General features: G+C 50.4%; 9 protein-coding genes and 1 tRNA gene. 5 read left to right on the top strand and 5 right to left on the bottom strand.

All coding sequences use genetic code 11. The features are described 5' to 3' along the window. The first annotated feature begins 226 nt into the window (after positions 1–226). Positions 227–1,309 carry a zinc-dependent alcohol dehydrogenase family protein gene (locus WMO65_RS13255; RefSeq protein ID WP_197064107.1) on the top strand — a complete coding sequence of 361 codons (1,083 nt, stop codon included), beginning with the start codon at positions 227–229 and terminating at the stop codon, positions 1,307–1,309. Between the two features lie 7 nt (positions 1,310–1,316). Continuing rightward, positions 1,317–2,330, top strand: coding sequence for an aldo/keto reductase family protein (locus WMO65_RS13250; RefSeq protein WP_148392807.1), 1,014 nt, complete (start codon positions 1,317–1,319; stop codon positions 2,328–2,330). A 137-nt stretch (positions 2,331–2,467) separates the two neighbouring features. Here WMO65_RS13250 and asrC read toward each other — a convergent pair whose 3' ends face one another. The 4 genes from asrC to WMO65_RS13230 form a co-directional block, all read right to left on the bottom strand. After that, positions 2,468–3,436 (bottom strand): sulfite reductase subunit C, encoded by a 969-nt coding sequence (asrC, locus tag WMO65_RS13245; RefSeq protein WP_054353737.1) that lies wholly within the window; start codon positions 3,434–3,436, stop codon positions 2,468–2,470. A 12-nt stretch (positions 3,437–3,448) separates the two neighbouring features. Next, positions 3,449–4,243, bottom strand: a complete 795-nt coding sequence (asrB, locus tag WMO65_RS13240) for an anaerobic sulfite reductase subunit AsrB (RefSeq protein ID WP_103731164.1) — start codon at positions 4,241–4,243, stop codon at positions 3,449–3,451. Next, the gene (gene asrA / locus WMO65_RS13235) at positions 4,240–5,253 is read right to left on the bottom strand and encodes an anaerobic sulfite reductase subunit AsrA (protein ID WP_033141465.1); all 1,014 of its coding nucleotides are present in this window, start codon (positions 5,251–5,253) and stop codon (positions 4,240–4,242) included. The genes asrB and asrA overlap by 4 nt, the downstream gene beginning before the upstream one ends. A 129-nt stretch (positions 5,254–5,382) precedes the next feature. Next, positions 5,383–7,128 (bottom strand): ABC-ATPase domain-containing protein, encoded by a 1,746-nt coding sequence (locus WMO65_RS13230; RefSeq protein WP_033141464.1) that lies wholly within the window; start codon positions 7,126–7,128, stop codon positions 5,383–5,385. 233 nt (positions 7,129–7,361) lie between these two features. Here WMO65_RS13230 and WMO65_RS13225 point away from each other — a divergent pair. Next, positions 7,362–7,435 (top strand) — tRNA-Arg (locus WMO65_RS13225). A 45-nt stretch (positions 7,436–7,480) separates the two neighbouring features. Here the strand turns inward: WMO65_RS13225 and WMO65_RS13220 are convergent. Next, on the bottom strand, positions 7,481–8,962 hold the full coding sequence (locus WMO65_RS13220) for a GntR family transcriptional regulator (RefSeq protein WP_118743281.1): 1,482 nt from the start codon (positions 8,960–8,962) through the stop codon (positions 7,481–7,483). Positions 8,963–9,119: 157 nt separating this feature from the next. Here WMO65_RS13220 and WMO65_RS13215 point away from each other — a divergent pair, with 157 nt between their 5' ends. Together WMO65_RS13215 and WMO65_RS13210 are read left to right on the top strand one after the other, a co-directional pair. Further along, entirely contained in the window at positions 9,120–11,426 is a 2,307-nt protein-coding gene (locus WMO65_RS13215) for an EAL domain-containing protein (RefSeq protein WP_103731162.1), read from the top strand. A 35-nt stretch (positions 11,427–11,461) separates the two neighbouring features. Continuing rightward, positions 11,462–12,289 (top strand): MerR family transcriptional regulator, encoded by an 828-nt coding sequence (locus tag WMO65_RS13210; RefSeq protein ID WP_103731161.1) that lies wholly within the window; start codon positions 11,462–11,464, stop codon positions 12,287–12,289. The last annotated feature ends 130 nt before the right edge of the window (positions 12,290–12,419 follow it).

Raw genomic sequence — 12,419 nt, 5'->3', positions numbered from 1 at the left:
AAATTCGGAACTTTTATTACATTTTTGTCACCTTTGGCGGGGATGTCCGTAAGTATACAGAAGGGCCTGCAAGACGGAAGGCAGTTTGAAAAATATACGAAAACACGACATGAAAGACAGCAAGGTGTCGCAGATATCTCTAATAACCTCCGCGCAGAATGGTATAATAAGGACAAATAAAAAACAGCAGAAAATGCTGGAATTTACGGTTGGGAGGACAACAGTTATGGCAGTAAAAATGCTTCCGAAAAAGATGGCAGGTGCAATACTTCCGGGCAACAGCTCAGTTGAAATGAAGGAGTTCGATGTTCCGAAACCGGGTCACGGTCAGGTATTGATCCAGACAAAGGCAACAACGATCTGCGGCAGTGACATCCGATGCATTTACAGAGAACACGTGGGAAAAGGACCGGAAGGATATATTCCGGGTATGGTGGCAGGCCATGAGCCCTGCGGCGTGATCGTGGAGGAGGGCGAAGGCCTCCGCAGGTTTAAAAAGGGCGACAGAGTGATCGTATATCACATTTCCGGATGCGGTGTGTGCAATGACTGCCGAAGAGGATATTACATTTCCTGTAAGAGCAAATTCCGTCAGGCATACGGCTGGCAGAGAAACGGCGGCATGGCTCCGTACATTCTGGCGGAGGAGAAAGACCTGATTGCCCTGCCCGATGAACTCACCTACAAAGACGGTGCGCAGGTTGCCTGCGGATTCGGTACGGTTTACGAGGCAATTGAGAAAATCGGCATCAGCGGAAATGATGCGGTTCTGGTGACGGGACTTGGACCTGTAGGCCTGGCAGCCCTCATGCTTGCCAAAGCACTGGGAGCAAATAAACTGATTGGTGTGGAAATGAATGACTACCGTATTGAACTGGCTAAGAAACTCGGACTGGTGGACCATGTCTTCAAACCGGGCGAGAATACCGTGGATGAGATACTGGAAGTAACGGGAGGATACGGCGTTGAACGTGCGATTGATGCCAGCGCCAATGACGCAGGCCGTCAGCTTGCCATCCGCGCCACAAGAGAATGGGGCAAAATAGCCTTCGTAGGTGAAGGCGGAACCTGTACATTCAACCCAAGCCCGGATATCATTCACGGACAGAAGACAATCTTTGGTTCCTGGGTGACAAGCCTGTGGAGAATGGAAGAACTGGTGGAAAGGCTGGTGCGCTGGAATATCCATCCGGAAGATCTGATCACAGACGAGTTCCCCATCGAGAGAGCGGGCGAAGCATATAAACTCATGGCCGGCGGACAGTGCGGCAAGGTAGCTGTAGTCTTCGGCGACCAGGATGAAAGGTAGGCACAGGATGACAAAAGGAGTAGACCCGGCAAAAGTGCCTTACAGAACTTTATATACAGGAGCCAGAATGCCGGCGATCGGTATAGGTACCTTTGGCTCTGACAAGTATTCCGCAGAGCAGGTGTCAAATGCAGTTTACGGTGCCGTGGAAAACGGATACCGCCTCATTGACTGTGCATCCGTCTATCAGAATGAAAAGGAGATCGGTGCTGTGCTCGGACGTCTCTTTGACAACAAAGTTGTAAAGAGAGAGGAGCTGTTCATCACAGGGAAAGTGTGGAATGACATGCACGGGGAAGGGGAGGTTATAGCTTCCTGTAAGCAGAGCCTTGCAGATCTGGGGCTTTCTTATCTGGACCTGTACTTTGTACACTGGCCGTTTCCGAATTACCACGCGCCGGGCTGTGACGGGGATTCCAGGAATCCGGATTCCAAACCCTTTTCCACAGAGGAGTTCATGAGTGTGTGGAGACAGTGCGAACAGCTTTTAGAGGAAGGTCTTGTGCGCCACATCGGTATGTCCAATATGACCATACCGAAGCTGGAGGCTGTGCTTCCCTTCTGCAAAGTACAGCCCGCAGCCATTGAGATGGAGCTTCATCCGGGCTTTCAGCAGCCGGAGCTGTTTGCGTACGCGCTGGAGCACAGGATTGTGCCCATCGGCTACTGCCCCATTGGTTCCCCCTCACGCCCGGAGCGTGACAGGACCTCTGAGGACGTTGCAGACACCCAGATATCCGAGATTCTGGAGATCGCCCAAGCCCATCAGTTACATCCGGCTGTGGTGTGCCTGAAATGGGCGGTACAGCGGGGGCAGGTGCCCATTCCTTTTTCCGTAAAGGAACCGCAGTATATCAGCAATCTGAAATGTACCACTGAAGACCCGCTGACAAAGGAGGAGATGGAGAAAATCCGCCTTGCAGATAAGAACTGCCGTTTGGTAAAAGGCCAGGTATTCCTCTGGCCGGGGGCAGAGAGCTGGGAAGATTTGTGGGATTTGGATGGGACAATCACAAAATAGGGATATAAGAGAAAAAGGGCTTTTCCGGGTATGGTTTACCCGGAAGAGTCCTTTTCAAGAGGTAAAAGCAAAGCGCACAGAGAATTGAGGAGGTTCTCTGCGCGCTTCGACGCGTAAGTCCGTCAGACCGGGCTTTTCTATTTTGTATAATGGACACCTTTCCAGTACACAGGAGTGGTAACTTCCGCAATTTCAGGCAGTTCCACGCCTTCAAGCGCCCATTTCTTAAACTCTTCAAATCCGGTGCGGTCCACAATGTAGCCGATGTGTTCCTTGCCGCCGGGAGCGGAACGGTCAATGTAGTGTTCTACATATTTATAGGTGTTCAGGATAATCTTGATGATGCTGTCCTCATCCACCCATTTGATGAAATCCTCGCCAAGACGCGGATTTCTCTTTCCTGTACGTCCCAGAAGGGTGAGACGGTAATATTTCTTTTCATCCCTGGTCCATGCGGAGGCAGGACAGTTCAGAACGCATTCACCGCAGCCGATGCATTTCTCTTCATTTCTCTTTGGACGGTAGTTTACAGTCTCCAGAGCCTCCACGGATTTGCGGCGGCAGTATTTGACACAGGCACCGCAGTTTACACAGCGGCTGGGGTCCAGACGGGGAAGCGTCATTCCCATGATGCCGAAATCATGCATGCGGACTTTGGCACAGTCATTGGGACATCCGGTCAGGGCAATCTTGAAATGCAGATCGTTTGGGAAGATGGCCTTCTCGATCCGTTTTGCAAATGCCGTGGTATCGTAGCAGGCGTAAGGACATACGCGGTTGCCGATGCAGGCGCTTACGTTTCTGGTCCCGGAAGCCGGATAGCCTGTGCCCGGGTCCGTCTGATTTATGTCCAGTCCTTCAATGATGGGCTGCAGCATTTCGTTGACTTTGGGCATATCTGCATAGTCAATGCCGGGAATCTCGAATCCCTGGCGGTTGGTAATGTGTACGGTTCCGTTGCCGTACTTTTCAGCGATATCCTGTATCATGGACAGATAACAGGCATCCATATGACCGCCCGGTACACGGACACGGGAGGCTGTTTTGCCGCGCTCTTTTGTGACGCGGAATGCATTTTTCTTTAAAGCCTTTGTATTGACATCCATTCCCTGCACCTCCTAATCCAGCAGCTGGCGGCCTTTGGTAAAGTTAAAGACAGGGCCGTCCAGACATACATAGACATCATTGATCTTACAGTGGCCGCATTTTCCAAGGCCGCAGCACATTTTGCGCTCCTGGGAAATCCAGATCTGTTCTTCTTTCAGGCCCCGGTCCATAAGGGCCATGGTGGAAAAGCGCATCATGGCGGGCGGGCCTACAACAATGGCGCAGGCGTCATCCATATTACCAAATTCAAGGTCAGGGATATAGGCAGTTACCAGTCCCTCTCTGTAAGACTTGTCACCTTCCCTGCTGTCCACTGTGAGGATCAGGTTTAAATTCTCTTCCCAGAGCTTCAGATCCCGGCGGAACAGAATGTCATCCGGCGTTTTGAAGCCTGCAATTACGGTGACGCTTTTGGCCGCCCCGGGATTGCGTGCAAAGTAGTCGATCACCCCGCGGACAGGTGAAACACCGGTGCCGCCTGCCACAATGACAAGCTCTTTATCTTTATAATTTTCCAGGTCGAATCCGTTTCCGTAAGGTCCGCGCAGCAGCAGGGTGTCCCCCTCATACTGCTCAAACACTTCGTTTGTGACCTTGCCAACGCGGCGTATGGTCAGGTCTATACAGCCGTCGCCGATGCCGCTGACAGAGATGGGAGCCTCGCCGTATTTGGGGATGGATACCTCAAAGAACTGGCCCGGTTTCACATCACCTGTGTATTCCATGCGGAAGGTGTACTCAATTGCTGTGTGGCGAATTACTTCTTTTATTTCTGATCGGAAAGGAATATATTCATTTTTTATCATAAATCTTCCACCTCCTTCATGGCATCAGAAAGGCGGTTCAGGCAGTGTGAGAAGGAAATGTACTCCGGACAGACATCGTCACAGCGTCCGCAGCCCACACACATCTGATAGCCCGCTCTCTGTTTGAAATCCAGTGCCTTATGCATGACTTTAAAGCGCATACGTTCCCCGTTGGTTTTACGATAACTTCCTCCGCCTGCCACGTCCGTGTAGCCGTCCACCATACAGGAGGCCCACACTCTGCGGCGCTCGCCCACCTTACCGTTGTCTGTATAGAACAGATCCTGCATGGTGAAGCAGGTACAGGTCGGACATGAAAAATTACAGCGTCCGCAGTTGATGCAGCGGCTGTCATATTCTTTCCAGACAGAGCTTTTAGCGGCTTTGGCTGTCAGGTTTTCGGGAATATGTACGCGGGTCTTTGTCTCTGTCACGAAAGCCGGGGAGACGGTTTCCTGGGAAACGGCATATTTTCGGAAGAGTTCTTCCTGCTCCTGCCATTTTACATCTATTTTCCAGGTATCGCCTGTAAGGTCCAGGCTGAAATCATAATCCGTGTTTTTATTGGTTCCCATATCCACGCAGAAGCAGGAGTCAAAACAGGAGGAACAGCCCAGAAGCGCGAATTTTACATGGTCGCGGAGCTGCCTGTAGTAGGAATCCTCAGGGCCGTTTTCCAGATACATATAATCCAGACGGCGTATGGCGTGAAGGTCGCAGCTTCTCAGGAAGATGACAGCATCCTTCTTTGGCGGATTCGGTTCGGTTACCTTGTCCTCTGTGAAATAAAATAAGGTCTGGGAAATGGGGAGCAGCACTTCCTTGGGAGAGAAGCGTGACTTCCTGTCAAGTACGATTTCCTCAGGGGAAGTGATCCTGTCATAGCGGACCAGATCCGTATCGGAAAAGGCTCCCTTATTCGGAAAAAGTCTGGGAGCGTAAAGGTCATAAGTTTCGGTAAGAGCAGAAAAGACTTGCTGTAAATCCTGCGTCTTGTAACAATAACCCATAATTTCACCTCTTTCATAAATGGTGTGAGGGCGCAGAAAAGCTGCGGCTTCACTCGTTTCAGATAAGTATAGCCGCAGCAGTCTGGGAATGCCGTGATAATTCTCACGATTTATAAAGTTTTTTGTGCTTTACTGCCTTCTGAACCGGTTAAAGCAGGCGTAAATCTCCTGAGGCCTGGGCATGGCCAGCCCGCAGGGCGTGTAGGAGGTTCCGCAGACAGAGGACAGTCCCTTTGTCTCAAGCTGGTGCAGAAGCAGCTTCACTACCTGGTCCAGGGTCTTTCTGCCGTCGATGAGGTTCTCACATGCATAGCGCAGGATGGAGGCAAGAGCTGCCGTCTGTTCGTAGTCCGCAAGCTGTTCCACATACCGCAGGTCCACGGATTCTTTGCCGATGGAGAAGGTATAGCGGTCATGTGTCTTGGTCTTCAGACCTCTGTTTTCTCTCTGCCCGTGGCTGTGCTCCTCCGGTCTGCGGCCCCTTGACCGTCCCTGAGGCTCACGAAAATCAGGTGTGGTCATGATTCTGCGGCTTTGAGGCAGCGCAAAGGCAGGCGTGTCTGCCGGGGGCAGCGGAAAGTCTCTGCAGAGTTCCTTCACGGCATGTGTTATGTCCACAGGGCGGTAGCAGTCCATCTGGATAATGGTGTCTGCAATGTGGAAAAAGGCACCGCTGCTGCCTGCCACTAAGATGGTGGAGATACCGGCCTCGGTGTACAGATCCCGGGCGCGCTCCAAAAACGGAGTGATCGGCTCCTTATGGCGGCTGATCACATGCTGCATAAAGGTATCGCGGACCATAAAGTTGGTGGCAGAAGTGTCTTCATCTATGAAAAACAGATGGGAACCTGCCTCCATGCTCTCCACAATAGCGGCAGCCTGGGACGTACTTCCGCTGGCGTCCGGGGTGGAGAAGCAGCGGGTGTCCTTTTTATTGGGAAGGTCATTGATGAACATGGAAATATCCACATCCTTTACAAAACGTCCGTCCTCGGAGCGCAGCTTCACTGCTGTGTCGTCCGCGATAACATACTCCCTGCCGTCCCCGGCGATGTGGTTGTATACACCGGATTCCAGGGCATTCAGCAAAGTGGATTTTCCGTGGTAGCCGCCGCCTACAATGAGGGTGATGCCCACCGGGATGCCCATGCCGGTGATCTTCCCTTTGTGGGGAAGAGTCAGCTCAGTGCGCATGGAGTCCGGGGAGATGAAGGGGACACAGTCGGAAAGCGGCTTGTCCGATACACCGCTCTGTCTTGGGAGGATGGCGTTGTCAGCCACGAAGGCAGCCAGCTTACGCTTTTTCAGTTCCTCCCGGATGAACTGCTGGTCCTCTGCCAGAAAAAACACATTTTCCACAGTTTTTGCGTTTTGGTTTTTATACAGGAAAGATTTCCGCACGCATACAGGCAGAAATTCAAACAGGATTTTTTCCAGCTCAGGAGCGTTGATGGTCCTGCCGTTTGCCGGAAAGCCCACAGTGAAGCGGGCGGTCACGTCGGTATCGGTGATCTCACAGGCAGTGCGGTCCAGGATTTCCTGCCCGCAGCGGCTGACGGAGATGAGTCCGCTCTTTCCCGAGCCTTTGGCCCTGAAGCTGAAATGGTATACCTGCTGTTCAAACTGTCTGTTCAGATAGTCCTGAAGGGCGATTCTGGTATGCCTTTCCTTATAATAATGGGCAGGAAAACCGGCGGTCTTCAGGGGGATTTTTACACTCAGACTGGAGGGCGCCGCAAAGGGGTCCCCCTGCACATGATCGATAGATAATGTATAGTCACCGAAGGAGTAGATACCCCGCAAATCCTTGTAGGCAGGATAGCTTTTCCGGTGGATGGAGGCCAGCATGGTCTTAAGATCTGATGATGATTTCATATTCTTGTCACTCCTTTATATAAATAAGCAGACTGCGCTTACCCTTTACTATAAACAATCCGCTGAAAAATGGCAAGTGTAACTGTTTGCTTCCTGCAGTCATCTGTTAAGTATGACGGTAAAAGAGTGATTAAAAAAAGTTTCAAAAACCTATTGACATTTTTCGCACCATAGGATATAATAAATTTCGTTGCTGAGGCAATAACAAATTAATATCTATCCAATTATTGGATGTGCGCGTAGCTCAGCTGGATAGAGCGTCTGGCTACGGACCAGAAGGTCGGGGGTTCGAATCCTCTCGCGCACGTCAAGGCCCTTGTAGAATGAAAATTTTACAAGGGTTTCTTTTTGTTCAGATATACAGGCGGATAAAGGACATATCCGGTGCCGAGATATCGGAAGCTTCGGGAAGGCCGCAGCCGGTCATGAAGTTGCGGACAAAAGTCAGGATATGGCAGTAGCATGCACTGAGCTGCTCCGTGAAGGCAGCCCGGTCTCTCCTGCAGAGATATTCAAAAGCCTGCAGCCCCATCTGGTTAATGATATTGGACATCTGATTGCCTTCCGCATAGAAAGAGAAATAATATCCCCAGTGCAGTGTCTTTCTCACTTCCTTAAGAATGATACGAAAAGGGTACAGAGGCATCTGCTCTATGATACAGTCCATGATCAAATCAAGGGGAATAGCATTGGGTTCTCGGAATCTCTGCGCCAGGGAATCCAGGATCTCATCCGTTATCCGGTCAAAGGTCAGCCTGACAGCAGGGGGGACGGCAAGCGCCATGAACTGCAGGCCGCTTAAGTACAGCAGCGTGTCTTTTTTATAGGTTCTGTCCTTCATACAGACAAAGGTTGCCTCGTCATTAAAGAGGGTGACTTGTGTTCCTTTGACATTGTAGGTTCTGCAGAAGCCCAGACGGTTCAGGTCAGAGAGCGCCTTGCGCACCGTGGAGACAGAGACCTGGTACTGTCCGGCGAGTATTCCCTCCGGAGGCAGAAATTCCCTGTCCTTATAGAGGCCCATTCCGATCTTGTCAATAATATCCCGTACAATCTGCATATAATAATGATCACGTCCCAGGTCGGCGTTCCAGGAGTAGACGTTTTTACCGGCTGCCTTTACCTGTGGGTTTTCTGAGACAAGTATTTTCAGATGTTCCTGTATGATATCTGTCGTAAAACGATAAAGCGCGGTAAAATAGTGCAGAGCCTCCTCGGCGTTTTCCGGCTTCAGCAGTCCGGTGTCCCAGAAAGTGTTATGACTTATTACATTTTCCCAGGGTCTTACAATGGAACCTCTGCGCTCCCAGAAAAAGGGAATCTGGGCATAGAGTTCCAGGCTGATATACAGGTCACGGAACAGCAGACTGCCGGAGGCGGAGAGAATTTCATGCAGGAACATGGAATAGGTCTGCCACTTATTCCTGCGCACTTTTTTCTCATGCGCCAGAATCCAGAGGCAGTGCTGCATCTTTTCCTCCCCGCAGACCAGGGCAGAGAAGGAAAAGAGAGGAGGCATCAGGATAGTCATGGTCTCATACACAGACAGGATAGAGTCTCTGTGCTCCAGGACTGTGCGCACGGACGGTTCCTCAGGAGAGTGGTTCCCCGAAGGGCGGTATATGACGCGGGAGGGTTTCCGCTCGGCTGTCTGGATGAGACCTTCCTTTGCCAGGGCTTTCAGTACCTCCCGGACTGTGCGCATTCCCACATGGTATATTTCGCAGAGTTGGCTCATGGAGGGGAGCGCACTTCCGTAAGGAAGAAGTCCGGTCTCAATCTGTTCCCTCAGACTTTGGTATAAAAAATCAAATAATCTGTTCTTCTGTTCCATGGTGCAGCCTCCCTTATGCTGATAGTATATCTCTATTATAATACTATATGTATATGTACACAAATATAAGATTGCGCTTCAAAATAAATTCAGTGTAAAATATTCTAAAGAGAAAAAATAGGAAAAACAGAATCGTATTATGGCAGGAGTATGGAACATGAGACGAAGGGTGGGAAAAGGCTCCGCATATCAGGGGCCTTTTTTGATAAGCGGAATGCAGGTGGGGATCATCGGGGTGGTCATCCTGATCACGCTGCTCATTTCCGCCTGGAATGCCATTGACCTCCGGAAGGTGCTGGATCACAGCACGGAGGAATATTTAAATGATGTGACAATGCGTATGGCAGGGGAGATTGGAAATACCATGCATCACAAATCCGAGGACCTGGCAATGATATCAGAGTTTGCCGCGGGGTATCTGCCGGATTCCTTTGGGTCGGGAGAGGATACGGCAGAGCTTCAAAATTTTCTGGAAGAGAAGGCCGGAGTGCTGGAGTTTAATTTTCTGACGGTTATAGACAGGCAGGGAAAAATGGTGCATACAGAGGTGCCGGAGACCATTGGCAAGGCGGAACTGAAGGGAATGGCAGAACTGGACTGTGTCAGGGCAGCTTTTAAGGGGAGAACAGGAACCAGCTATCTCGGGGGTCAGGAAATCATCTATTCCGTGCCGGTTTATGGCGGCGATGGGGAGAAATCCGTGGAATATGTCATGGTCGGCATCCGCAGCAAGGAAAAAATGCAGGATATGATCGCGTCCAAGAGCTTTGACGGACAAAGCCTGAGCTGTATCATAGACAGCAGCGGGAAGGTGATTCTCTCCCCCACGGATTTAAAGCCATTTCTGCAGCTGGATGATATTTTCAAGAAGAGCAAAGACGGGAAAGTTGTATCTGAGATTGATGAGATGCGGAAAAATATGCGGAGGGGCACAGGCGGAATCCTGGCATTTACATCCACGCATCAGGATGAACTCTATCTGTCCTATGACGCGCTGGGAGTAAATGACTGGGTTCTGCTGACCATCATACCTTCGGACCTGATTGCAGGCAGCTCAGAGGGGAGTATATGGAGATTTTTTCTGATCCTCATATTTGTCATGGCCGTATTTTTTATCTTCCTTATAAAGGTGTACCGATTTTTCAGCACAGGAAGAAGGGAACTGGAGCGCTATGCGTTTGAGGACCATGTGACCGGAGGCATGAACCAGGCGGCTTTCTGCCTGAAATATGAGGAGCTGGCCTGTAAAATGGCCCCCTCCTCCAACTGTATTGTCATGATGAATGTAAAAGGCTTTAAAATGGTCAACGAGAGATTCGGCATTGAGGGAGGCAATGAGATGCTGCGCCATATCCACCGGGTATTGCAGCGTCATATCAAACCATCTGACGATGAATTTGCCGCCAGAAATGAATCGGACAATTTTTTCCTGTGTCTTCGGGATGCGGAGCCTGCGCGTATCCGGGCAAGGCTCAGGGATATTATTACAGAAGTGAATGCATTTTCGGGATCCGAAGCTCCCCGCCATCCTGTGGCATTCCGTCAGGGAGCCTGTATCATTGAACACCCAGGCGAGGAGATCACCATTCTGCAGGATCATGCGCGCCTGGCGGAGCAGAGTGTGGAGAAAAAGGCTGGGGAGGAATGTGTCTTCTATGATGAGAGTTTTGTAAAGCGCCTGAAATGGGAGGAGGAGATGAACGAGCTGTTTGAGGAATCCCTCCGCAGCCGTCATTTCCGGGTATATCTGCAGCCAAAGGTCAGCCCCAGGACCGGTGAGGCAGAGGGGGCGGAAGCGTTGGTGCGCTGGCAGCACCCGGAGCGGGGCGTGATCTGTCCATCGGATTTTATCCCGCTGTTTGAGAGAAACGGAAAGATATGCAGGCTGGATGTATATGTGTTCCGGGAGGTGTGCGCTCTCATGGCAAAGTGGGAGCGAATGGGAAAAAGGCTGATTCCTGTCTCTGTCAACCTGTCAAGACAGCATTTCAGGGAACCGGGCTTTCTGGAGGAGTTTTCCGGTATCGCGAAACAGTACCGTGTCAGGACAGAGATGCTGGAATTTGAGCTGACAGAATCCATATTTTTGGATGAGGAGCAGATTGATGTGGTGAAGGACAGTATACATCGGATGCACGCACTGGGATTTACCTGTTCTCTGGATGACTTTGGTTCCGGATTTTCCTCCCTGGGCCTTTTAAAAGAATTTGATGTGGATGCTCTGAAGCTGGACCGTCTCTTCTTTCTGGATATGCACAGTGAGAAGGCAAGAGATGTGATCGCATGTCTGATGGAGCTGGCAAAGAAGCTGAATGTGAAGACCGTGGCGGAGGGAATAGAGGAACCGGAGCAGGTGGAGTATCTGCGGCAGGTAAATTGTGATATGATACAGGGGTATGTCTATGCAAGGCCGATGCCGGCTGATGCATTTGAAGAAAAATATGTGCGTGGTATAATGGTCTGAGAGCGTACAGAGGATAAAACGCAAGGGGGTAGGACATGTTTCAGAATTCCATACTTTTTACAGCAGGGCAGTTTGCCAGGCTGCATCATTTAAACAAGCGGACACTGCATTACTATGATGACATCGGCCTTTTTTCTCCTGCATACAAGGGAAAGAACGGATATCGCTACTATACATACCGGCAGAGTGCGGAACTGGAAAGTATATTGGCGCTCCGGGAGCTGAATATGTCCATCGGGGAGATCAAAGAATATCTGAACAAGCCCACAGCCCAGGGATTTATATCTCTTTCAGAGAAAAAGATAGGGGAGATTGAAGATACCATCCGCAATCTGGAGAACCTGCAAAACGTTCTGAAGAAGAAACAGGATATGCTGCGGCTCTGTATGGAGGTGGAGGACGGGCAGATTGATTTGATCAACTGTGAGGAGGAGTATGTTTTTATAACACCACTGTCCTCTGAGGCACAGCAGGGAGAATTCGTGGATATGCCCACTCTGCTGGAGCATCTGCAGAAGACCTGGGATCTGAGCAAATATAAGACAAGCTGCGGCAGCATACTGTCTGTGGAAAAAATCCGGCAGGGCGAATTTGAAATCTATGACGGATTATATACCCAGTTAGAGAGTCCTGTGCGGGTGGAGGGATTTTACAGAAAGCCGGAAGGTACTTATCTGCGGGGCATCTGTACAGGAAGCTGGGACAGACTGCCCGGACTTTACAGCCGGATGCTGGCTTTTGCGGAAGAGCACGGCTTACGGATCACAGGATATGCCTATGAAATCGGAATGAATGAAATAGCAGTCTCGGATATAGAACAATATGTCACCCAGGTGACGATCCTGACGGAGCCGGATAGTTAGGCCTGCCTTTGCGGCAGGTCTTTTCTGTTCTGTACTGCTGCAAGTTGCCTGCACTCTGCCCGGATATATGGAAAAAAATTACAATTTTACCCGGAAAAGTTTAAAAACCGTCAAAGTTGTAATACAATAG

Source organism: Blautia caccae, assembly GCF_040095955.1.
GTDB lineage: Bacteria > Bacillota > Clostridia > Lachnospirales > Lachnospiraceae > Blautia > Blautia celeris.
The sequence above is the reverse complement of the archived record's forward strand: the minus strand, read 5'-3'. Positions and strand labels throughout refer to the sequence as shown.